Below are 22,163 nucleotides of genomic sequence, written 5' to 3'. Positions count from 1 at the left end.
GGTCGTGGCCAGTCGTGCTCGAATCGCGCGCGACACTCGGTCGGCGCGCAGGAATGTTGCGCCGGGTGGCTTTACGGTGGGGCGCTCGGTACCCTTTATGAATCCGATATCTCGCTTACCCCGAGATGAAGAACGACGATCTACCGGAGACACCCGAACAATTGCCACGCCCGACTTCACGACCGGATGACGACTCATCCACACGCGAGGCCACTGGTTCATCGACGCGCCAATCCCCCTCTCTTCCGTCACGACGCAGCTTGCGCGGGGCGTCTTCGCCGACCGTGCCGGCACCCGAAGCCCTGAATGCCGACACCGCTTCTGACTCCGAATCACGGGTTCCCCCCGCCCCTCTGACGCGTCGTGCCCGCCGCGCGAGTGCGCCGGCCGGCCTCCCCGCCGAGGTGACGGAATCCGTGCAGTCGTTTGCGGCGGCCGTCGAACCAGAAGCTGCTTCCGCACCTCGCCGTGCCGGGCGGCGTGCGGGAGACCTCGTCGATGAGGGCCCGGTCGACTCGGCTGCGCCGACCGTTCGGCGCGGGCGCCGGGCTGCGGGGCCGCCGGACGTTCCCGACGCGGATGCGCCAGCCCGCGATGTGGTTCCCCTCGTCGATTCCACCGTCACTCCTGCTGCTGCGGATCCTGCTCCTGCCGCTGCGGCGCCGTCGGTCGCCGCGAGCATCGTGGCCGCGCCGCGCCCACACACTCAGCGTGGTGGCCGCCGTGCGGCCGACACCACCTCCGACTCGATCGAGCGGCCCGTGGGTCGCCGGCGGGCTTTGATCTCGGCCCCCATCTCGGCCCCCGCGAATGCGGGCGAGGCCTCGCCGGTGCACGAGCCGGCCGAAGTCGCTGCGCAGAACGACAGCGTGCAGATCGATCCGGTGCGTATCGATGCCGCGCAGATCGATCCGGTGCAGAGCGACGTTGTGCGGATCGACGCCGTACAGATCGCCCCGGTGCAGAACGACGCCGCGCAGATCGACCCGGCGCAGATCGACACGGTCGTCGTGCCCGTCGTGACTGCGCCCGCGATCGACGTCGAGATCACGGCGCCGGCGAAGCCGTTGTCGCGCCGGTCCCTGCGCACGGCGGGGCCGCCGGCGCTTCCCGAGACGTCTGCCGCCTCCGCTGCCTCGGGCACGACCGCGCCCGAGGGCTCGCACGCAGCATCCGAGTCCGCCCCGGCGACGGGCCGCCGCAGCCGTCGCGGCTCCATCGCCAAGGGCACGTTCAGCATCGTCGCGCTGCTCTTCGCCACGGGGATCGCCGTCGCGACCTCGATGCCCGCCTCGGCCTGGCAGGCCGCCACCGACTCATCGGCCGAAAGCCTCCTGGCCGACGTCGCCCCGGCTGTGCCCGCCCAGCAGCTCACGACGGCGGCGGATGTCGCCGGGTCGAGCGTGGCTCGCGACGGCTACGGCGTCCGCGATGTCGCGGCTCTCAAGGCCGCCGGCTACCGCCTCGCCGACACCTTCACGAACAACCCGAACGGCACCATCCAGTGGCCGTTCCCCGTGGGCGTGCCGATCAGCGACGGCTACGGACCTCGTGAGTCGCCCGGCGGCATCGGCTCGACCGACCACAAGGGCGTCGACTTCACCCCCGGCGAGGGAACGCCGATCCAGGCGATCGCTGATGGAGTCGTGAGCACCGTGGTGCGCTCCGACAGCGGTGGGCTCGGTGTCTACGTGATCCTCGATCACGTCATCGACGGCCGGAAGGTCTCCACGGTCTACGGTCACATGCTGACCGGATCGATCCAGGTCACCGAGGGCCAGGTCGTCAAGGTCGCCCAGACCATCGGCAAGGTCGGCAACACGGGTACCTCGACGGGTGCCCACCTGCATCTCGAGGTGCGCCTCGACGGCGTCACCCCGGTCGACCCCTTCGCCTGGCTCGAGGCCAACGCCAACTAGCCCCACCCCGAACCCGCGCGCGCTCGCGCCGCGCGTCGCCGACCGGACTCACGGCGGAGTTCTCCACACCTGGTGCACACCGCGCCTCTCACCGCTCCGGTTGGCACGAGGATTGTCGATGTCCGCGGCGCTTGAGGGTCTCCTGTGTGCGCAGGCGGTGCGGGCGCGGTGCGCCGCCGTTACGCGCGGAGCCAGACCGTGGTGTCGGTGGGAAGTGCGGCCTCCGTCAGGGGCTCGGATGAGAGCAGCACATCGCCGAGGTGGGGCTCGACCGGCAGCTCCACCGGTGTGGCCCCCAGGTTCGCGATCACCGTCACCGAACCCACCCGGAATGCGATGACCTCGGGGCCGTAGCCCTCGAGCCACGAGAGCTCGCCCGTGCCGAGATCGTTCTGCGACCGCAGCGCGAGAGCGCGCTTGTAGAGCTCGAGCGTCGACGACTCGACGCCCTCCTGTGAGGCGCGAGCGAGGTCGTCCCAGTCGGTGGGCTGCGGCAACCACGAGGAGGTGGAGGTTGCCGGGCCGAAGCCGTAGGTGGGGGTGCCGGCGGCCCAGGGGATGGGCACGCGGCATCCGTCGCGACCGTACTTCTCGCCGTTGGTGCGGAACCAGGTGGGGTCTTGCCGAGCCGAGTCGGGCAGGTCGATGACCTCGGGCAGCCCGAGCTCCTCGCCCTGGTAGATGTAGGCGCTGCCGGGCAGCGCGAGCATGACCGCGGTGGCCGCCCGCGCGCGCCGGAGCCCGACCACGGGGTCGGGGAGGCCGGGCGACTTCGGCCCGATCCCCGCGCCCTGCAGGTTCTCGGCACCGAGCGCGAGCCGGGAGGCGTGCCGCACCACGTCGTGGTTCGACAGCACCCAGGTCGAGGGCGCGCCGACCGTGCCGAACGCGTAGATCGAGTTGTCGATCACGGCTCGGAGCTCGGGGGCCGACCATCCTGCGGAGAGGTACGTGAAGTTGAACGCCTGCTGCATCTCGTCGGGCCGCACCCAGCGCGCGAGCTTCGTGAGGGGCTCCACCCAGGCCTCGGCGCAGAGCACGCGGTCGCCCTCGTACTCCTCCAGCACGGCGTGCCAGCCGCGGTAGATCTCGTGCACGCCCTCCTGCGCCCAGTAGGGCGGGGTGGGTGGGTCGTCGGAGGCGTGGGCGTCGATGCCGGGTTCGAGGCCCACCAGGGAATCGCCCGCCGTGGCGCCGCCACCCATCGACCCCGCGTCGGCCGGCGGCGTGTAGTCGGGCAGCCCCTCCTCTTTGATGAGGCCGTGCGCGACATCCACCCGGAAGCCGTCGACGCCGCGGTCGAGCCAGAAGCGCAGGATGTCGTGGAAGCGCTCGCGCACCCACGGGTTCTCCCAGTTGAGGTCGGGCTGCGACTTGTCGAAGATGTGCAGGTACCACTGCCCGGGCGTGCCGTCAGGACGGGTGGTGCGCTCCCACATGGGCCCGCCGAACACCGACTCCCAGTTGTTCGGCATCTCGTCGCCGTTCGGGCCGAGACCGTCGCGGAACATGTAGCGGTCGCGCTCGGGGCTGCCCTCAGGGGCGGCCAGGGCCTCCTGGAACCACTTGTGGTCCCAAGACGTGTGGTTCGGCACGAGGTCGACGATGACCCGGATGCCGAGCTCGTGCGCGCGGGCCAGCATCAGGTCGAAGTCGGCGAGCGTGCCGAACAGCGGGTCGACGTCGCAGTAGTCGGCGACGTCGTACCCGGCGTCGTGCTGGGGGCTCGTCATGAAGGGGGAGAGCCAGACCGCGTCGACTCCGAGCTCAGAGAGCGCGGTGAGCCGGGAGGTGATACCCGGCAGATCGCCGATGCCGTCGCCGTCGGAGTCGGCGAAGGAGCGCGGGTAGATCTGGTAGATGACCGCGGAGCGCCACCATTCGCCGCCGGTGCCGATGAGGGTCGCGGCGGTCTCGGCGACCGGCACCCCGGTCTCGGGCAGCTCGGCTTCGGGGGTGGTGTCGATAGTCATGCCGAGAACTCTAACGGCAGCATCCGTCTGTGTGGAAACGTGTGCACACAGTTCAGGATGCCCGTGCTGTGCTCGAGCCATGCCCGCGACGAAACCGGTCGCCGAGTGATGCTATTCTCTACTGGTGCCAAAAGCCGTTCGCGGCTGTGCGCGCCCCCTTAGCTCATTGGTAGAGCACTTCCTTGGTAAGGAAGAGGTAGTGGGTCCGATTCCCACAGGGGGCTCCGGCTTCCGGCCGGCGGCGGCCTTCGGGTCGCGCCGCAGGAGTCATGGCGGGATAGCTCAGTTGGTTAGAGCACACGGCTCATAATCGTGGGGTCGCGGGTTCAAGTCCCGCTCCCGCTACGAAAACCCCCAAGATCTCGCCATCTTGGGGGTTTTTGCTTGTGTCGAAAAGGCACAACGGGGTGGGACCTCCTGCTTGGTGCGGTGTTGCACGGGGAGAAGGTACGCGTCTGCGCCACGTGGCTCAGATTTCTTGGGACCTAACCATTCGTCGCCTCTCCCCGTGCAAGTCTCCCTATCGTTCGACGCCTCAAAGTGGCTGAAACACTGGACGCTGAATCGGGTGATGCCTGCCGCTGAATCCGGCAGGGAGCCGAAGCTGGTGCCGTCAGAGCACCGCTACGGGGTTGAGGGGGCTGGATGTTGATCCCACGAATCTCCACGGCAGCGCGGTGAAGAGAAAATCCCACTGCTCGGATTTGGTGCATTCGGCGGTGAGGCCCGTGAGATCGAGGTTGTCCATGAGCCAGAGGCCGATGGCCACGAGGCTGACGCTGTGGATGGGGCGGGCGAAGTTGAAATCGGAGAATTGCGGCGGCTGTACGTCGTGAGTCCCGTCAGCGCCCATGATGGCGATGTCGCGTTCCCGGAGGTAGGGGAGCGCTGATGCGTCGAGGCCGGTCTGCACGCCGTCCAGGGGTCCTTTGCTCTCACCAAGGTAGAGGGGCCCGTCGGCGATGATCGCCGCCGCGTTCCCGGTGTGGATGAGAAGAGCGTCGCCGGATCCCACCGTGACACCTTGTCGCTTCTCGGCAGCCTCCAGGTCGGAGGGAGTGATCGCGTAGCCGCGTTCGACGAATTCGACGCCGAACAGTCCCGCGATGTCGAGGAGCACGCCGCGGGTGATGATGCCTTCGGCAGCGTGGTGCACGGCCAGCTTCGTCGCGCCGTCCTCAGCGGTGGTTGCATCGGCCGGGAAGCCGTTGTAGTTCTTTCCGTCCCAGGAATAGTGGGCGAGGCCGTCGAGGTGGGCGTTCCCGCCGTGGGGGGAGACGTGGATGTCCTCGCCTGCTGCATCCCAGCGGATGCCGTCACCAAAGGATCGTTTCACCTCGCCGGCGTGGGTCGTGCGTTCAAGGGCTGCGATTCCTGAGTGCACTGGGTCGGGGTTCGACGGGTCCAGGTCGCGGGAGAGTGACACGGCGAGTCCAGCGCGAACGCTTGCGAGGGCCTGTCGGCGGACTTCGGGTGTGATCAGGTTGAGGGTGCCTTTTCTGTCATCCCGGCCCCACCGGCCCCAGTTGGAAAGTTCGTCGAAATAGCGCTCGACCGCGCTTGTCGTCAGACCGGATGTTGTGGCCACAGTTCCTCCATTGGATCGTGACTCCAACGGTAAACGGGACCCGTCAACTGCCGTTCGTGAAAACAGAATGTTCGGTCGGAATCGCGGTATTTCCGATGATGGGTCGCAAGTCGAAAACACGAGTCACAGCATCGACGACCGCCTGGAAAGTAGCGGTCTCCTCCAACTCTCGATGCCAGGCGAGATAGGTCGTCAAGACGGGAACGGGCTCGAGAAGAGGTTTGATCAGGATGTTCCGCCGGGTCTCAGGCGACAGCAGAAAGTGCTCGTTGGAGTTGGTCGGGACGAATGCGCAATGTTCTCCGCTTGAGACCAAGAGGTGGGTACCCCCGAGGACAGCGCTATTGACTCGATCGCAGCGTGGCAAGTAATCGAGGTAAGGCCCGAGGTCGGCCGGGACGGTGAGAGGGTCGACTGTAGAGGCCAGCTTCAAACCGGCCAGATCCTCGGGGGCTATCCGCTCGAGCGAAGAGAACTTCCGATTGGCCGGGACCACCACGGCAAGACTTTCGGTGATGACTCGAAGCGAGTGCAGCGGAGGTTGAGGGGGTACCCACACGAACCCATAGTCCAGACGCCCGGTCAACAGGAGCTGGACTTGCGTGATCGAGTCCAGCGGCAGTGTGTCGACAGCCCGCCCTCCGATGGCCGACTCGAGAGCCGACTTCAGTTCCTCGAGGAGCTCCATCGGAAGTGAACGCATGCCAACTCGGAGCCGAGGCGCCGGGTCTTCAGGAAACAGCATGCGAATGGTTTCGAGTTCTCGAACGACAGCTCGAGCCCGTGGGATGAGGGCGAGTCCGGCTTGGGTGGGCGCCAATTGGCGGCTTGATCGGTCAATGAGCGTGGTGTTCAGCTCCGCTTCGAGTTGCTGCACTCGCTCCGTGACTCGGGACGGAGCGATGAACATGCTCTTGGCGGCTGACGCGAACGACTTGTGCTCGACGACGGCGAGAAATGTTTCCAAGTGAGTGAACTGCATGAGTTCCAATCCGCCGAAGTGACGTTCTGCAGGGCCGAAGCGAGCTGTCTTTCTTCGGATCTATCGTCCATTGATAGCTGTTCATGCTAAACCCCTAAAGACAAGGAAGTCTCGTGGCTCAAGCACCTCATCTCGCCGTCGGCAGATCTTTCAGCGCGGAGGAGATCACCGCACGACTCGACCGCATTCCCGCGCTCACCCGCAAGCACATTGTGCTGATCGTGCTCCTCATCTCCGTCTTCACCTTCGACATCATCGATCTCGCATCCTTCTCCTACGTCGCCCCCGGCCTGATTGCCGACTGGGGGGTCAGCGTCGAGCAGATCGGCCTGCTGACCTCGACTGCCTTCATCGGCATGTTCCTCGGCGGTGTGATCGGAGGTCGGCTCGCCGACCGCTTCGGTCGGCGGCCACTCGTGCTGGTCGGCGTGGTGATCTTCTCGCTGGCCTCGCTCGCCAGCGCACTCGCGCCCACCCCTGAGATCCTCGGGGGTCTGCGTCTGTTCACGGGCTTCGGACTTCAAATGGCCACCGGCGCGATCCTGGTCACGGTGTCGGAGACCTTCCCGAAGCCCTTTCGTGGGCGAGTCATGGCGCTGGTGCTCGGCGTCAGTCTCATCGGTGGCCCCATCATCGCGCTGGTCGGACGCATCTTCGTACCGCTGGGCATGTGGCATGTCGTCTTCATCGTGGGTGGGCTCGGGTTGATCCCGGCGGCGTTCGCTCTGAAGTACCTGCCTGAGTCTCCCCGCTGGCTGGCAATCAAGGGTCGTGGCGACCTGGCAGACGCCCAACTGCGCATCTATGAGTCGCAGTACGAAGCGAAGCGCGGCCCGCTGCCAGGACTCCAGATCGCGCCTGCCGCGGCGGCCGGAAAGAAGAGTTCCATCCTCGACATCTTCCGCAGGAATCTCATCGCCCGCACCATCGTCGCCACGCTGGCGTTCTGCTGCCTCATTCTGCTGAACTACGGGTTCGCGTCCTGGCTGCCGACGATTCTGATCGAGCGGGGCTACCCCCAGACGGACGCTCTGACGTTCTCCTTCATCCTCTCGTTCGCCACCATGGCCGGCGCTCTCGTCGCCCTTCTTTTCATCGACCGGATCGAGCGGAAGGTCAGCATCGCGCTGGCCGTCGTCCTCATGGCCGTGAGCTACTTGACGATCGGTTTCGTGGATTCGGTACCTGTGCTGCTGATCGCCGGATTCCTCGCAAACATGCTGTCGCAGGTCGTGTCCGCCACGATGTACGCCTACGTGCCGGAGATGTTCCCTGTCTCGGTTCGCGGCGTCGGAGCCGGCTTCGCGAACGGTGTAGGCCGTGTGGCCGGCATCTTCAGTGGGATCATCCTCGCCGCCGTCATCGCCGCGTTCGCCGTCCAAGGCGTGTTCGTGTACCTCGCAATCGTCGCGGTTGTGATGGGCGTCATCGTGCTATTCGGGCCCGTGATCGGTATACGAACCGCCCACCTGAAGCTCAAGGCAGAGAAAGCTGAGGTTCAGTCCCTCGCTGCGGCCCCTGCTGGCAATTGACAGATCCACCGAGAAACGGAGCACCATCATGACATCCACACACCAGCCACTCGCCGGCAAGGTGGCCTTGGTCACCGGGAGTGCCGCGGGAATGGGCCGGGCTTACGCCCACCACCTCGCGAAGCTCGGTGCCGACATCGTCATCGCCGACATCAACCTCGAATCGGGGAAAGGGTGGGGAGAAGTCGAAGAGTCGGTCGAGGCCGAGATCCGTGCCATTGGCCGGAGCGCTGTCAGTGTTCAGGGGGACCTGTCGACCCGTGACGCAGCCAAGGCAGCCGTCGGCGCGGCCATCGACTCTTTCGGCCGGCTCGACATTCTGGTCAACAACGCCGGCGGAGCGATCACCCCGCCCGAGCGCAGCACGCTCACCCAGTCACCCGACGAGGACACCAAAAAGCTGATGGATGCCAACTTCTACAGCACGTTCTACATGTGCCAGGAGGCTGCGCCGGTCATCACCAAACCAGGTGGATCGATCATCAACATCGCAACCTTCGGCCTGTTCGGCAGCAAGAACGGTTCGTATGCGATCTACGTCGCTGCCAAAGCCGCCGTCGTCTCGATGACCGAGTCACTCGCGGTCGAATTGGGTCCCGACGGTGTCCGGGTGAACGCGGTGGCACCGGGTCTGATCCGGACAGGGCGCGTGATCGCCACAGCCAAGGCCCGCGGTATCGGCACGGGAGACCAGGACGAGAAAGTCCCGCTGCGGCGCCTCGGAACACCCGATGACATGGTGGGCGCGATCGAGTTCTTCGCAACCGACCTCTCGCGGTACGTCACGGGCGAGCTGCTGAGCGTCGACGGCGGAGCACATCGGGTCTCCGCAATATGACCCACGTCGAGGGCCACCTGAATCCGCTGCTGGATCACCTCGAGGCCGACCGGGCGATATTCACGCTCTGGGTCAACTACTACGGAGTCGGAGCCGACTACCAGACCGCCGCCTCGGCACAGGCAAGCGACTACGACTTCCTGCTCTATGACCTCGAACACCAGCCGTACGATCTTGGCCAGCTCCGGCAATTCCTGTGGAATCTGATCGACCCCGCGGACTTCGCCGCGCACGGACGCCGCGCGATCAAACCGGTCATCCCGCGCCTCCCACCGGCCGGCCGTGAGATGAACGAGTGGGTCATCAAGCAGGTTCTCGACACCGGTGTGGCGGGGCTGATGTTTCCCCACATCGAGACCGCAGAACAAGCGCTGAACTCTGTCGCGGCTGCACGTTACGCGCAGGCTCCCGGCTCGCCGGACTACCTCCCTGAGGGCAGACGCGGATTCAGTCCGGCCGTGCCGGCCCGCTACTGGGGGCTCGACGCGATGGAGTACGTGGCGAAGTCTGATGTGTGGGGGCTCGACCCTGACGGTGAGCTGCTCCTCATCTTCATCATTGAGAGCTACCGCGGTGTCGACAACGTCCGCGACATCGCTCGTCAACTCAGCGACGCGGGTGTGAAAGCCATTCTCTGGGCCGGCGGCGGCGACCTGTCGCTTTCCTATGCCGACCCCTCGCGAACTCAAGACGGTCTCGATGCGATCCTCTCCGCCGGGAAAGAGTTCGGACTCCCGGTCGGCGTCAATCAGTACTCGGATCTCGAAAGCGACTTCGCCAAGGGTGCCCGGGCTTTCTTCACCCTCGGCCCTTCGGCGCTCGGTGGGGCCCCACTCACACCTGAACAACGACGCGCGGTCGGACGATGACCAGCACCGCACGACACTCCCCCCCAACCCACGAATGGTGGTCATACAGATGAAGGTTCGTCCTCGCAACATCCGCAACAAACTCGAAGCCGGCGAACGCGCCTACGGATTCGCCGTCCAGCTCCCCAGCCCCGATCTCGTCGAGATCGCGGGAGCGTTGGGATACGACTACGCGTGGATCGACGCGGAACACGGCTCGCTCGGGCTCTCCGAGATCCGCGAACTCATCCGCGGCGCCGACGCCGCCGGGATGGACTCAATCGTCCGCGTTGCTGACCATGAGCCGTCCTTCATCCAGCGCGTTCTGGACCTCGGGGCAACGGGAATCATGGTGCCGCACGTCCGAACCGTCGACGAGGCCAAAGCCATCGCGGCAAGCGTGCGATACAGCCCCCTCGGTATCCGCGGAGCCTGCCCCTCGGTGCGCTCCGTCGGACACATCACCACCGACTGGACAGAGGACTACACGCGTGCCGACGCCGACGTGCTCGTCTTCGGCCTCATCGAAGACATCGAAGGACTCGTCAGTGTCGAAGCGATCGCCCGGGATGGCGGCCTCGACGGACTGGTCTATGGGCCATTCGACCTGGGTATGGCACTCGGCCTCGACGGTGACGTGTCCCACCCACAACTTCGTGCACATCACGACCGCGTCGCGGAAGCGTGCAAGGCCGCTGGCATCGAATACGTCGCCGCGTCACTCGAGTGGGAATTCGGAGCTCTCAACGAGTCAGGTGCCAGGATCGTGACTGTGGCGGGAGACCGCGGCGTCGTGTTCAGCGCACTGAGTCGAGCACTCGCCGAGGTCAGAATGGCCGGCACCCCCGCAACAGCGTCCCACGGATGATGTCCGCTGGAGCCGGCGACGCTCTCGCCGACGAAGTGGTCGTGGTGACAGGAGCCGCATCGGGCATCGGAGCAGCGACGGCCACGCGCCTCATCGCCGCAGGGGCACGGGTGCTGCTCACCGACATAGATGCCCGGGGAGGGGAGCAACTGGCCGCCTCCCTCGGCGAACACGCCACCTTCTGCGAACTCGACGTCGCCGATGAAGCAGCGTGGGGCAACGCGATCAGCCATGCCGAGACCTTCCTGGGTCCCGTCACCGCACTCGTGAACAATGCCGGGATTCATGGCGGTGGCTTCATCGAGGGTTTCAGCGAATCCGACTGGAACCGATCGCTGGCAGTCAACCTTCATGGCCCCCTCCTGGGGATGCGCGCAGTCGTCCCCGGGATGAAGCGAGCCGGTAGAGGGGCCATCGTCAACATCTCGTCTCTCCAAGGCCGCGAAGCCGATGTCGGCCTCATCTCGTACGTGGCTGCAAAGTTCGGGCTGCGAGGGATCAGCAAATCTGGAGCGGTCGAACTCGGACGGTACGGGATCAGAGTCAACACCGTCTTCCCTGGCCTCGTCGCCACCGCCCTCACCCAAGGACTACCCGACCACCTCATGGGAAAGGTGCCGCTGGCGCGACCAGGGCAGCCTAGCCGCGCCGGTACACCTTCAGATGTTGCTGCGCTCGTCACGTTCCTTGTCTCCGACCGGGCCTCCCACATCACTGGCGCAGAGATCACCATCGACGGGGGCAAATCCGTCCGCTTCCCCACCACGATTCAGGACTACACCACGGAGATCGGTCTCTTCGACCTGAAAAAAACGAGCACGCACGGATGACCGCATTCGCCGAAACCACCGTCACCGTGGTGGCGCCGACAGGCGCTGTCGAAGACGAAATCGTCCGTGTCCTTCAGCGAGACGGAGCACGTCTGGTCGCAGCAGACCAAGGATCCAACGCCGGCATCTTCATCGCCGGCTCTCCTCGCGAATACGGGCTGCGCCCACTCGACGTGGGTACCTACGTGAGGGAGATCCTCGACCGGGCAGGCGCCCTCCTGCATTCCATCTCGCTGGATGAGACGCGTTCCCGATCCATCACGCTCATCGCGCCATCCGCCGGTCAGACTCTCCACGGTGGACTCGAGGCCACCAGCGCTGCCATCGGCGCTCTCAAGGGCTTCTCGCGAGCCGTGGTCGTCAAGTACGGAGATCGAGGCTTGCGTTCGAACGTCATACTTCCCGGAATCTATGAAACTGACGCCGAAAGTGTCGAAGCTCTCCCCTCGATCCCACTGATCCGGGACAGGGGAGTGTTCACCCGCCCCGGAGATGTCGCCGAATGTGCAGCCTTCCTCGTGTCCGAAGACGCCGGATACATCAGCGGAGCCGAATTCGACGTGGACGGTGCGCTCAGCGAGGACCGGCACTCCGCAATGTCGGTCTTGTGGTCCAAGAACATCCTCGCCGCCGGCCCGAACCCAGTCGAAGCAATCCTTATGCGAAGTTCGCTCTAGCCTCAGCTTCCGAACTGTCGAAGCCCTATTCGATGCAGGCGAACCAGCAGTTCGCGCTTCGGATTTATGGTCCTTTTAGCACCGAATGGTGAACCCTCAAAGACAAGGACGTCTCGTGACCCACCCCACAAGCAATCCGACGGAAGAAACACTCGATTCCCCAGCCGAGTCGAAGGATCACTTACGATTCGTCCTCGTGCACGGCTCATGGCACGACGGCCGGTGTTGGGACCAGACCGCTACCCTCCTCGAATCCAGCGGTCACGAGGTTCACTCGCTCACCCTGCCCGGAAACGGCACGCTCTCAGACCCGAGCGTCACGATGGAACAAACCGCGGCCGCAGTGGTCGACCTCATCCGAAACAATGATCTCCACGACGTCGTCATCGTCGGACACAGCTTCGGCGGCGCAGTCGTGCAACTCGCCGCGCTCCAGGTACCGGATCGTCTTCGCCGCATCGTTTTCTACAACGCATATGTGCTCGAAAACGGTGCATCGATCTTCTCCTACGTTCCCCCTTCAGTCGGAGGAGCTCTCGCCGGCGCCGCCAATGCGGACGGCACGATGGCGCTGCCCTACGGATTCTGGCGCGACCACCTCATCAACGACGCCGACACCGCCACCGCTCAAGCCGCGTATGAATTCCTGTGCCCCGAGCCGCTGGCGCGTAGCAGCCAGCCCGTCGACCTCACCGGCTTCGACGAACTGCCCGTCCCACGCTCCTACCTCTATGCCTACGAGGACAACGTGTATCCGGCGGCCGAATTCACCTGGCACCCCGGAATGTCCCAACGGCTAGGAGATTTTCGCCTCGTCGTCGTGCCCGGAGGGCACGAACTCATGTTCAGCGCCCCCAGCGTGCTCGCTGAGGGGCTCGTGGCCAGCGCGCGGGACTAGACCGAGGAGAAAAGCCACCGCTCGCTCCTTGGAGCCGCGCGCTGCGCGCGTCACAATTTCAGCGAACGATGGCACCGCCTCTACGCGCGCTCGACGGGGAGCCAGAGCTCGCAGGTGGCCGTGCTGAAGTCGTCGGCGCGGTCGAGTACCGCGACGATGGACGGCCCAGGCCGGAGTCGCCACGGGTTCGACGGGAACCAATCGGTCGCGGTCGCAGCCCATGCCTCCTGTAGTGCAGCCGGGTACTCGCCCTCGCTGTGGAACACCGCCCACCTGCCGGCCGGAACCTCGATCGTGTCGAGATCGTCGGCCACTGGGGCCGTGCCCGTGACGGCGACTCCGTGCAGGTAGGTCAGTTCGCTTCCCTCGGCGTAGTCCGCGTCGACGTCGGCGCTGACCTGGAGGAGGCCGGCCGGCTCGGTGTCGCTCAGGGCTTTGAGTCGTTCGTGTTCCGCCGCCGGCAGGGAGGCTATATGGGATTGGATGTGCGGGTTCACGCCCTCGTGGATGAGGGGCACGCGGGTGGCGTGGCCGACGAGGAGGAACGCCGGTCGATCGGTGATTCGGGTGTCCATGGTGATGTTCCCTTCTACGGTCAGGCGGAACCTGAGCTGCGGTTGCGTTCGAAGGGGGCCGCCGTCTCGCTTGACGTCGCCGACGCTGACGCCGTGCACCGATCGGAATGCTCGGCCGAAGGCTTCGGTCGATCCGTAGCCGTAGCGCACCGCGATGCTCAGCAGGTCGTCGGTTCCGAGAATGTCTGCTGCCGCGACGGACATGCGGCGACGCCGGATGTAATCCGACAGCGGCATCCCAGCGAGCGACGAGAACATCCGCCGGAGGTGGTACTCCGTCGTGCCGAGTTCCTTCGCCAGGGATGCAACGTCGAGGTCGTCGTCCAGACGACCTTCGACCAGTTCGACCAGTCTGTTCAGCTCCGCGATCATGCCGCCTCCTTCGACACCCACACTTCCGGGTCGTCACGATCCGCACCCTACTATCGCGGTCCGATCGGATCGCCCTTGTGCTCCACCGCACCGCCGACGCACCTCGCTCATCCTTGTCACGACCGTGGTGGGCGCCCTCTGCGCGCAGACCCTTGCCCAGAACCCGGCCCGACGCGGTGGCTCCGCTCCTGTGAGGAGAGGGTTTCGTGATCGCGGTGTTCGCATGCGCCCGACGGTGCGGGACTGGTCGCTCGGCCGTTTGCACGGCTGGCTGGATTGTGGCGAACCGCACCGCCCACTACAATTGGGTATTGTCGAACCGGTTCGACAGTACAACCCTAGGTACAAAATGATCACCCGATGCAAAGGAGCATTGATGACATCGACATCGACCCCGCCGAGCGGCCTCCGAGGGCTCGCAACCCGAAAGCGCGCCGTCGCTCTGATCGCGCTGCTGGCGGCCGCCGCGGTGGGAACCTCGGTCGCTCCGTCGGCGGCGTTCGCCGACGCATCGGGCGGCAACACCCTGAGCATCGACGCCGGTACCGTCATCCGACCGGTCACGCACGTGGCCAGCGGCGGACTGTATGCCCTCGGCTCGGCGACCACACCGGATGCCTCTCTGCTCGCCCCGCTGCGCCTGAATCAGCTGACCCAACCCGCCCCCGGGGTGCAGCAGCTCGGCAACGGTGCGACCTCGCCGTCGGGTGACGCCCTGAAGGTGGCCGGCAGCGCGACGTCGGTCGGCGCCCAGCAGACCATCCGCATGCCCGATGTCTACCCCGACTGGCCCTACAAATGGGTGAGCTGGGACGACTACCTCGGCAAGGTGCGCACGATGGTGCAGGCGCGGCTCGACGCCACCAGCACCACGAACATCAACGGCTGGGAGCTCTGGAACGAACCCGACGGCACGTGGAACACGTCGGCCGCCGGCTCGTTCACCGACGGCTGGGCCCGGATCTACGCGGAGGTTCGCAAACTCGACACGGTCACACCGATCGTGGGGCCGAGCACCCAGAGCTACAACCACGACTGGATGCTCAACTTCCTCACCGCGGCCAAGAACTCCAACACCGTCCCCGACGTGATCAGCTGGCACCAGTGGAGTGCCGACTCGCTGCCCGGCCAGCTCGCCGATCTGCGCAGCATCGAGTCCCAGCTCGGCATCTCGCCCCGGCAGGTGTCGATCAACGAGTACGCCTGGCCCGATCAGGTCGACGTGCCGTCGTCATCCCTGCGCTACATCTCCACCTTCGAGCGCCAGACCGACGTCCGTGATGCCGAGCGCGCCTACTGGTTCGAGTCGGGAACGGTCGACGGCCTGCTCTACAACGGGCAGCCGACAGGCACCTACTGGCTCTACAAGTGGTACGGCGACATGACGGGGAACATCGTGTCGGTCACACAGAACGGCGTGCAGGACGGCGTCGCCTCGCTCGACGGCACCCGCAAGATCCTGAACACGATCGTGGGCGGCGCGACGGGCAACAACACCGTGGCGATCAAGAACCTCACCGGCTTCGGCTCCACCGTGCAGGCGACGATCAACTACACGCCCGACTCGGGCCGGCTGGCGAACGTCTCGGCGCCCACCACGATCTGGTCGGGCACCCTTTCCGTCACGAACGGTGTGGTGACCGTACCGCTGACGGCGCAGGACCCCGGGGGCGCTTACCAGATCCTCGTCACCCCCGCCTCCGGTCCGGTCACGTCGTACCAGCAGACCTACGAGGCCGAGAACGCGACGGTCGTGTACGGGCAGCGCCGGCAGTCCGCCAGCGCGTCCAACGGTTCCTACGTCGGCGGACTCGACAACTCGGGTGACGTGCGCAACGACAGCTTCGTCGACTTCCTGGTCAACGCTCCTGTCGCCGGTGACTACTCCCTGTCGATCCGCTACGCCAACGGCACGAGCGGCACCTCCACGCAGGGCATCGCCTACAACGGCGGCGCCTGGTCGACGGTCAGCTATCCCGCCACGGGCGGCTGGGGCGAGACAGGCAAGTTCGCCTCGGTGAACGGGCCGACCCTGAACCTCAAGGCCGGGTACAACATGATCCGCATCGCCAAGGGGTCGCCATCGTTCGCGGGAGCCACCGGATACGCCGAGCTGGACTCGATCACGGTATCCACCACGGCGAGCGTGCCGGCCTGGACCGCTCCTGCCAACCCAGCGGCCGCAAGCTACGTCGCGCGCACGGAGGCCGAGGCGGCCACGGTGACTCACGGCACGACGTACTCGTCGTCGAACGCCTCGGGCGGTCAGTACGTCGGCGGGCTCGACTACACCGACAGCTCCGTGCGGTTCGGGGTCAACGTCCCCACGGCGGGCACCTATCGGCTCGCACTGGGCTTCACCAACGCGGGCACGTTCACCCAGAACAACTCGGTGAGCACGGTCATGGGGCTGTCGGTGAACGGCGGCTCGTCGTCGAACGTCACCCTCCCGGTGACCGGCGCGTGGGGCGGTAACGGCGGGTCCTTCCCCGTCTGGGCCACCCAGGTGCAGCTGGGCGCGGGAGACAACACCATCACGATCAGTCACCTCGCCAATCAGAACTACGCCGAACTCGACTACCTCCAGCTCTCGAGCCCGGCGGTCGCCGTCGTGCGCTGAGCCACTCAGGAGCGCCGCGCATCCCGCGGCGCTCGGGGGCGGATCGGGTCATCACGCCCAGCGCGGCGACCCGATCCGCCCCCCAGAAAAATCCTTGCTGGGCAGCAATTCTTGCCCGCCCGAGCCGAGACAGCGAGCCGAATCGGACCTCACTCCGATTCGCGTGCGATGCCGCACACGTGCGATGCCGCGCACGTTCGAACAAGGACGTTTGCGGGACGTGCATCAGCATGCATCTGAACCTGGCCGGCGGGTGAGCCCGCCGCTGTGATTCACGCGCCCGGGTCGGCCTCGGGCTCGTTCAGAGAGCTGATGATGGTCGACAGGATGCGTCGGGTCGTCGCCTGGTCCTGGTCGGACAGCCCTGAGAGCATCTTCTTCTCGACGGCCCTGACGGCAACCGTCGCCTGGGCGAGACTCTCTCGCCCAGCGGCGGTGAGACTGGTCGGCAGGGCCTTGCCGACGGGCGCGCGAGCGGGGCGGCTCACATATCCGTCCCGTTCCAGCGACTGCAGGAGAACGTTCATCGATTGCCGTGTGACGAACGTGCCGCGTGCCAGGTCCGAGTTCGACAGGCCAGGTCGCTGCGACAGGAGCTCGAGGCACGAATAGTGGGTCACCGTCATCCCGAGGGGGCGGAGAGCGGCCTCCATGGCGCCGCGGAGCGCGCTGGCGGCCTCCTTCAACCGGTACCCCAGAGACGTCTCCAGGTCGACACCCTCAGCCGCTTGACTCATGTCAGTAGTTTGACATAGATTGGTGCGTGTCAACAAGCTGACATACGAACGGAGCATCACATGGCTGTCACCGGCCCCGATTTCATCAACCTCCAAGCCACCGACCTCGCCGCATCGCAGGCGTTCTACGAGCACTACCTCGGCCTCGTGCGTTCGCAGTCCGGGCCGCCTCACGCCGTCGTCTTCGAGACGACCCCGATCGCGTTCGCGCTCCGGGATGTCATCCTCGGAACCGACATCGCGGGCACCCCGCAGCCCGGAATCGGGGCGGCCATCTGGTTGCACGCCACGGACGTGCAGGCCATCCATGACGCGCTCGTCGCCGACGGCAAGACGATCGTCTCGGCGCCGATCGACGGACCCTTCGGCCGCACGTTCACCTTCGCCGACCCCGACGGCTATCAGATCACCCTCCACGACCGCGCCTGAGCCACGCGCGCTGGTGATCTCGCCCGCCGCGCACCGGCCGGAGCGGCGGTTCGTCGATCAGTTCGGGTTCAGCGCATTGCCCCGCCCGCTCCTGATCAATAGTCTTCCACTGTGAAGAAAAATCCGATCCAGCAGAAGCCGCCTTACCCGATCGAGTCGGTCGACAATGCGCTGCGCATCCTGCAGATGATGCGCGATGAGGGTGAGGTGCGCATCACGGATGTCGCCACCGCGCTCGGAGTGGCTCCGTCCACGGCGCACCGGCTGATGGCGATGCTGGTCTACCGCGGTTTCGCGATCCGCGACGACTCGCGGCACTACTCCGCCGGTCCGGCGCTCGGCGCGAGCGCGATCGGATCGTCGTGGACCAGGACGCTGCGCGTGGCGGTCGAGCCGACCCTCGAGATCCTGAGCTCGCGCATCGCCGAGACCGTCAACCTGATCGTCCGGGTGGGCGTCAGCGCCCGGTTCCTCACCTCGATCGAGTCGAGCACCCTGCTCCGTGTCGGCGACCGCACCGGCTCGGTGCTGCCCGCCCGCTCGGCCTCCGGTGGCAAGGTTCTGCTCGCCTTCGAGCCGCTCTCTCAGCTCGAGCGACTGTACCGCGGCAAGAGCGCCGAGCTCGGGGGCGACGCACTCAACGACGCCGACTTCGCGCTGCTGGTGGCCGACATGGCGGCCATCCGTCGCCGCGGCTACGCGATCAATCGCGAAGAGACCGAGACGGGAGTCGGAGCCATCGGCATTCCCGTGCTCACCCCGGCCGGCTCGCCGATCGCCTCGTTCTCGGTGGCCACCCCCGTCGGGCGGCTCGACCGGCTCCTCGCCCCCGATCGCCTCGAGCTGATGTTCGCCGCTCGCGACGACATGACCGACGCTCTCAAAGGCACCACGCTCGACCGGCCGGGGGTGGCGGAACGGCCGTGAGACGGGTGCGCCAGCGTTGCGTGGTGTTCTGTTGAGCAGAATGCGCTCGAGACGGTGGCGCCGCCCGCACTAGCGTTGCCGCGAACCTCGAGGAAGCGAGCTGCTGCAATGGGTCGTACAACGGAGTCGGTCGACGGTGCGGAGCTTCTCGTGCGCACCCTCGTGCGCCTGGGCGTCGAAGACGCCTTCAACATCGTGGGTCTCGGACTGTTCCCGCTGGCCGAGGCGTTCTATCGCCACCGCGCCGACGTGCGCTACATCTCGGCGTTGAATGAGACCAATCTGGGCCTCATGGCCGTCGGCTATGCCCGTGCCAAGAGGTCGGCGGCCTTCGTGAACGTCTACCACGCCTCGGGCACCGCCCTCGGCATGATGGCACTCACCACCGCCTGGGCCGAGAGTGTGCCCTTGGTGTTCACGACCACCACGTCGAGCCGCAGACTCGAGGGCCGCGACCAGTATGCCGCGGTGCCCCGCGCCGTGACCGAGATGAGCGGCCAGTTCACCAAGTGGAGCGCCGAGATCCCGAGCGCCGAGCGCATCCCCGAATTCGTCGAACGTGCCTTCCAGATCGCCAACACGCCGCCCTACGGCCCCGTGCACCTCGCCTTCCCCATGGACGTCTGGCTCGAGCAGGCTCACGACACGACAGCGGATGTCTCCCCGACCGACCTCCGCGTGGGCTACGGCGCCTCCGACGAGGCCGTGGCGCGCGTGGCCGATGCCCTGCGCACCAGCGAGCGGCTACTTCTGGTCGTCGGCAGCGAGGTGGCCCGGTATGGAGCGGTGGATGCGGCCGTCGCCCTGGCCGAGACGCTCGGTGCACCGGTGACGACCGAGGACAAGATCTCCGATCTCGGCTTTCCCACGACTCATCCGCAGTTCGTGGGCAAACTCGGCATGAATCGCGCACTGATCTCCGAGAGCGACCTGGTGCTCCTGCTCGGCGTCGAACTCACCGAATCGGGCCTCACCGCGCCCGTCGACTTCGGCGACGCGACCGTCGTGGTGCTGAGTGCCGATCCACTGCTGCTCACTCGCCAACTCCGCCCCGAAGTGGCCGTGCTGGGGCTTCCCGAGCCGACACTCGCTGCGATCACGTCCGCCCTCGTCGACGACCCGGTACCGGATGCTCGTCGGAGCGCCGGTCTCGACGACGCGCGGGCGAGGCATGCTGCGCGCGACGCGCGAAACGAGGAGATCCGTGCCATCCGGTTCGACGAGTCGCCGATCGCGATCGGCCGTATCGTCACGGAGATCGCCCGCGCGATGCCCGAAGGCACGATCGTGGTGAACCACTGTGCGTCGGGAGAGCCGTTCTTCGAAGACCTGCTGCCGATCGCCGACACCGACACCTTCTTCGGCATCTCGAGCAAGGCCAGTGCTCAGGGTTGGGGCGGCCCGGCCTCCATCGGCATCCAACTCGCCCGGCCCGACGTGCGCGTGGTCGCCGCGCTGGGTGATGGAGGCTTCATGTTCTCGTCGACCGCCATCTTCGCGGCCGCGCAGTTGGGCGCACCGGTGATCTTCGTCATCCTGAACAACGGTGGCTGGCGCGACATCGGAGCTCTTGCCCGTGTGGCGCGCAGTCCGCTGGCCGACGCGGAGAAGGAGTTCGGCTGGCTGTTCACCGAGCCCACCATCGACCACGCGGCCTTCGCGGCGAGCCTCGGCCTCACGAGCTACCGTGCCTCGACTCCGGATGCCCTGCGTCACGCGCTCGAGACGGCCTTCGCCCGCGACGAACCCGCCCTCATCGAGGTGATGAACTCGCCCCAGGACGCCGATGAGTTCTCGCGGGTGTTCACACAGTCGAACTGAGCACGGACCGCGCCGGGCCGATCAGCCGCTGAACTCGAACGACTCCAGGGGCTCCGGGTCGATCGCGGTGACGTGGTCGCCGACCAGCAGGGGAACCCAGGACCAGAAGAGCCCACGACCCGCGGGACTCAGCAGGGCATCGTGGATGGGGAAGATCGTGGACGGCGCCACGGCCGTCACGAAGTCGACCGTCTCTCCGAGCCGCCCCCAGGGCGACGACAGAGGCACGGCCAGGATGTCGATGTCGGCCGGCACCGACTCGTAGCTGTCTCCCGGGTGGAAGAGTCGGGGGCCACCGCCCGCGGAGATCACCAGCCCGACGTTCTCGATCCGCGGCATGCGCGGGTGCACCAGCTGATGCAGCGTTCCGACCGGCTCCACACCGAACGGCCCGATGGTCACCGGCGCACCTTCGCGGAGCTCGGCGATCTCCAGGCCGGCGTCGGCCGCAGCCGGCACCACCGAGGGCGCGCCGTACAGGAGGGCCTCGGGGTTCGCCTCGACGACACCGGAGAGGCGTTCGGGCTGGAAGTGATCGGGATGCTCGTGCGTCGTGAACACCGCCGCCAGACCGGTCAGTTCGAAGGCCTCCGGACGAGTGAAGCTGCCCGGGTCGATGAGAATCCTCGTGTCGTCCTGCTCGACGAGGAGGGTGGCGTGCCCGTATCGCGTGATCTTCACTGTCGGCTCCTTCGCTGGTTCGTTCCAGCGTGGTCGGCGAGCGTCGCACCTGCCAGCGACTTCTGGCAGGGAGAAAGTCTCATCATCGCCGGGTGCCGCAGCCTAGGCTGTGCGGGTGGCGAGGAGGCGCGGATGGTGACGGAGTCGGATCGCATCGTCGAGATGTTGCGAGCGGATCCTGTCGATTTCGCCGGGGAGTTGAGCCTGCTCCGCACTCGCTTCTCGGGACTCGCGGGCGCGCAGCCACTCCCCGCGCCCGCCCGGTCGAGAGAGATGATGCTCGGCGGCGTTCCGGTGCAGGAGATCAGCAGCCCGGACGATGAGCCGGGAGTCGTGATCTTCGTGCATGCCGGGGGCTTCATCGCCGGATCCGCGGAGGCGTCCCGTCCCCTGGCGGCGCGGATCGCCGGTGCGTGCCGGCGCCGCGTGGTGTCGGTCGACTACTCGCTCGCGCCGGAGCACCCGTTCCCCGCGGCCCGCGACGAACTGGCCGCCGTGTTCGACGCGCTCGTGATGCAGGGGGAGGACGCCGGGCGGATCGCGCTCGTGGGCGCCTCGGCCGGCGGCGGCCTCGCGCTGCAGTTCCTCGCCGACCGGGCCTCCTCGCCGGAGGCCGCTCTGCCTGGCGCTCTGGCCGTCATCTCGCCTTTCGCCGACCTCGCGCTGACCGGATCGTCGATGACGGACAAGGCGGCTGACGACCCGTCGCTCACACCCGAGGGGCTCGCGCGCTGCGCCGCCGACTACCTCGGCGCCCGGCCGCTCCGCGATGCCGATGTGCTCGGTGCGTCGCTCATCCACTTCCCACCCACCCTCGTGCAGGTGGGCACCAGAGAGATCCTGCTCGATGACTCCCTGCGTCTGGCCGGGGCGCTCGCCGCTGCCGACGTCGATGTCCGCCTCGAATGCTGGGCCGGAATGGTGCACGTGTTCCCGACTTTCGCGGGCGTGCTGAGAGAAGGGCGCGAGGCGATCGAGAGTCTCGGGGCGTTCGTGCGCAGTCGCATTTCGACCTGACGCGGGAGTCCCCGCTCGTCTTTTCTTCAAA

Annotated in this window: 19 protein-coding genes and 2 tRNA genes; 15 read left to right on the top strand and 6 right to left on the bottom strand. The window is 66.5% G+C overall.

The annotated features are described in order from the left end of the window. Positions 1–284: 284 nt before the first annotated feature. Positions 285–1,919: a peptidoglycan DD-metalloendopeptidase family protein gene (locus EPO52_RS04770; RefSeq protein WP_290802693.1), complete on the top strand. Its 1,635-nt coding sequence runs from the start codon at positions 285–287 to the stop codon at positions 1,917–1,919. Positions 1,920–2,098: 179 nt separating this feature from the next. On the opposite strand, the gene EPO52_RS04765 is transcribed toward EPO52_RS04770, so the two are convergent. Further along, positions 2,099–3,892 carry a glycoside hydrolase family 13 protein gene (locus EPO52_RS04765; protein WP_290802690.1) on the bottom strand — a complete coding sequence of 598 codons (1,794 nt, stop codon included), beginning with the start codon at positions 3,890–3,892 and terminating at the stop codon, positions 2,099–2,101. Positions 3,893–4,044: 152 nt separating this feature from the next. Between EPO52_RS04765 and EPO52_RS04760 the strand changes: the two genes are divergently transcribed. Then, a tRNA-Thr gene (locus EPO52_RS04760) sits at positions 4,045–4,116 on the top strand. Between the two features lie 47 nt (positions 4,117–4,163). Next, a tRNA-Met gene (locus tag EPO52_RS04755) sits at positions 4,164–4,237 on the top strand. 268 nt (positions 4,238–4,505) lie between these two features. On the opposite strand, the gene EPO52_RS04750 is transcribed toward EPO52_RS04755, so the two are convergent. After that, a complete protein-coding gene (locus EPO52_RS04750) occupies positions 4,506–5,480 on the bottom strand; it encodes a cyclase family protein (protein ID WP_290802687.1) in 975 nt (324 codons plus the stop codon). Between the two features lie 43 nt (positions 5,481–5,523). Further along, entirely contained in the window at positions 5,524–6,462 is a 939-nt protein-coding gene (locus tag EPO52_RS04745) for a LysR family transcriptional regulator (RefSeq protein ID WP_290802684.1), read from the bottom strand. A gap of 113 nt (positions 6,463–6,575) precedes the next feature. On the opposite strand from EPO52_RS04745, the gene EPO52_RS04740 reads away from it, so the two are divergent. The 7 genes from EPO52_RS04740 to EPO52_RS04710 all read left to right on the top strand — a co-directional run bounded on the left by EPO52_RS04740 (position 6,576) and on the right by EPO52_RS04710 (position 12,953). After that, positions 6,576–7,994, top strand: coding sequence for an MFS transporter (locus EPO52_RS04740; RefSeq protein WP_290802682.1), 1,419 nt, complete (start codon positions 6,576–6,578; stop codon positions 7,992–7,994). A gap of 61 nt (positions 7,995–8,055) precedes the next feature. Beyond that, positions 8,056–8,832, top strand: a complete 777-nt coding sequence (locus tag EPO52_RS04735; RefSeq protein WP_290802680.1) for an SDR family oxidoreductase — start codon at positions 8,056–8,058, stop codon at positions 8,830–8,832. Next, positions 8,829–9,701, top strand: a complete 873-nt coding sequence (locus EPO52_RS04730; protein ID WP_290802677.1) for an aldolase/citrate lyase family protein — start codon at positions 8,829–8,831, stop codon at positions 9,699–9,701. The genes EPO52_RS04735 and EPO52_RS04730 overlap by 4 nt, the downstream gene beginning before the upstream one ends. 34 nt (positions 9,702–9,735) lie before the next feature. Then, the gene (locus EPO52_RS04725) at positions 9,736–10,548 is read left to right on the top strand and encodes an aldolase/citrate lyase family protein (protein WP_290802674.1); all 813 of its coding nucleotides are present in this window, start codon (positions 9,736–9,738) and stop codon (positions 10,546–10,548) included. Then, a complete protein-coding gene (locus EPO52_RS04720; RefSeq protein ID WP_290802671.1) occupies positions 10,545–11,378 on the top strand; it encodes an SDR family oxidoreductase in 834 nt (277 codons plus the stop codon). Before EPO52_RS04725 ends, EPO52_RS04720 begins: the two co-directional genes overlap by 4 nt. Further along, the gene (locus EPO52_RS04715; RefSeq protein WP_290802669.1) at positions 11,375–12,055 is read left to right on the top strand and encodes an SDR family oxidoreductase; all 681 of its coding nucleotides are present in this window, start codon (positions 11,375–11,377) and stop codon (positions 12,053–12,055) included. Before EPO52_RS04720 ends, EPO52_RS04715 begins: the two co-directional genes overlap by 4 nt. A 115-nt stretch (positions 12,056–12,170) precedes the next feature. Beyond that, the gene (locus tag EPO52_RS04710; RefSeq protein ID WP_290802666.1) at positions 12,171–12,953 is read left to right on the top strand and encodes an alpha/beta hydrolase; all 783 of its coding nucleotides are present in this window, start codon (positions 12,171–12,173) and stop codon (positions 12,951–12,953) included. An 80-nt stretch (positions 12,954–13,033) separates the two neighbouring features. On the opposite strand, the gene EPO52_RS04705 is transcribed toward EPO52_RS04710, so the two are convergent. Then, positions 13,034–13,900, bottom strand: a complete 867-nt coding sequence (locus EPO52_RS04705; protein ID WP_290802663.1) for an AraC family transcriptional regulator — start codon at positions 13,898–13,900, stop codon at positions 13,034–13,036. A gap of 376 nt (positions 13,901–14,276) precedes the next feature. Between EPO52_RS04705 and EPO52_RS04700 the strand changes: the two genes are divergently transcribed. Further along, complete coding sequence (locus tag EPO52_RS04700; RefSeq protein ID WP_290802661.1) at positions 14,277–16,520, top strand: CBM35 domain-containing protein; 2,244 nt, start codon at positions 14,277–14,279, stop codon at positions 16,518–16,520. 272 nt (positions 16,521–16,792) lie between these two features. Here the strand turns inward: EPO52_RS04700 and EPO52_RS04695 are convergent, their stop codons facing one another. Further along, positions 16,793–17,257, bottom strand: coding sequence for a MarR family transcriptional regulator (locus tag EPO52_RS04695; protein WP_290802658.1), 465 nt, complete (start codon positions 17,255–17,257; stop codon positions 16,793–16,795). Positions 17,258–17,317: 60 nt separating this feature from the next. Here EPO52_RS04695 and EPO52_RS04690 point away from each other — a divergent pair, with 60 nt between their 5' ends. The 3 genes from EPO52_RS04690 to EPO52_RS04680 all read left to right on the top strand — a co-directional run bounded on the left by EPO52_RS04690 (position 17,318) and on the right by EPO52_RS04680 (position 20,434). Continuing rightward, a complete protein-coding gene (locus EPO52_RS04690; protein WP_290802656.1) occupies positions 17,318–17,686 on the top strand; it encodes a VOC family protein in 369 nt (122 codons plus the stop codon). A gap of 111 nt (positions 17,687–17,797) precedes the next feature. Continuing rightward, entirely contained in the window at positions 17,798–18,613 is an 816-nt protein-coding gene (locus EPO52_RS04685; protein WP_290802653.1) for an IclR family transcriptional regulator, read from the top strand. Between the two features lie 108 nt (positions 18,614–18,721). Continuing rightward, complete coding sequence (locus tag EPO52_RS04680; RefSeq protein WP_290802651.1) at positions 18,722–20,434, top strand: thiamine pyrophosphate-binding protein; 1,713 nt, start codon at positions 18,722–18,724, stop codon at positions 20,432–20,434. 21 nt (positions 20,435–20,455) lie between these two features. Here EPO52_RS04680 and EPO52_RS04675 read toward each other — a convergent pair whose 3' ends face one another. Continuing rightward, positions 20,456–21,115: an MBL fold metallo-hydrolase gene (locus EPO52_RS04675; RefSeq protein WP_290802648.1), complete on the bottom strand. Its 660-nt coding sequence runs from the start codon at positions 21,113–21,115 to the stop codon at positions 20,456–20,458. Between the two features lie 132 nt (positions 21,116–21,247). Between EPO52_RS04675 and EPO52_RS04670 the strand changes: the two genes are divergently transcribed. Beyond that, positions 21,248–22,132 (top strand): alpha/beta hydrolase, encoded by an 885-nt coding sequence (locus tag EPO52_RS04670; protein ID WP_290802646.1) that lies wholly within the window; start codon positions 21,248–21,250, stop codon positions 22,130–22,132. Positions 22,133–22,163: the final 31 nt, after the last annotated feature.

It is taken from the genome of Herbiconiux sp., from assembly GCF_004297105.1.
Classification (GTDB): Bacteria; Actinomycetota; Actinomycetes; order Actinomycetales; family Microbacteriaceae; genus Herbiconiux.
This window is presented reverse-complemented; position numbering and strand designations above follow the sequence as displayed.

Bases quoted from the DNA above. Each gene is read 5' to 3' on its own strand.
- EPO52_RS04765 (WP_290802690.1), bottom strand. From the start codon at position 3,892: ATGACTATCGACACCACCCCCGAAGCCGAGCTGCCCGAGACCGGGGTG.
- EPO52_RS04745 (WP_290802684.1), bottom strand. From the start codon at position 6,462: ATGCAGTTCACTCACTTGGAAACATTTCTCGCCGTCGTCGAGCACAAG.
- EPO52_RS04730 (WP_290802677.1), top strand. From the start codon at position 8,829: ATGACCCACGTCGAGGGCCACCTGAATCCGCTGCTGGATCACCTCGAG.
- EPO52_RS04725 (WP_290802674.1), top strand. From the start codon at position 9,736: ATGGTGGTCATACAGATGAAGGTTCGTCCTCGCAACATCCGCAACAAA.
- EPO52_RS04720 (WP_290802671.1), top strand. From the start codon at position 10,545: ATGATGTCCGCTGGAGCCGGCGACGCTCTCGCCGACGAAGTGGTCGTG.
- EPO52_RS04715 (WP_290802669.1), top strand. From the start codon at position 11,375: ATGACCGCATTCGCCGAAACCACCGTCACCGTGGTGGCGCCGACAGGC.
- EPO52_RS04705 (WP_290802663.1), bottom strand. From the start codon at position 13,900: ATGATCGCGGAGCTGAACAGACTGGTCGAACTGGTCGAAGGTCGTCTG.
- EPO52_RS04700 (WP_290802661.1), top strand. From the start codon at position 14,277: ATGACATCGACATCGACCCCGCCGAGCGGCCTCCGAGGGCTCGCAACC.
- EPO52_RS04695 (WP_290802658.1), bottom strand. From the start codon at position 17,257: ATGAGTCAAGCGGCTGAGGGTGTCGACCTGGAGACGTCTCTGGGGTAC.
- EPO52_RS04690 (WP_290802656.1), top strand. From the start codon at position 17,318: ATGGCTGTCACCGGCCCCGATTTCATCAACCTCCAAGCCACCGACCTC.
- EPO52_RS04680 (WP_290802651.1), top strand. From the start codon at position 18,722: ATGGGTCGTACAACGGAGTCGGTCGACGGTGCGGAGCTTCTCGTGCGC.
- EPO52_RS04670 (WP_290802646.1), top strand. From the start codon at position 21,248: ATGGTGACGGAGTCGGATCGCATCGTCGAGATGTTGCGAGCGGATCCT.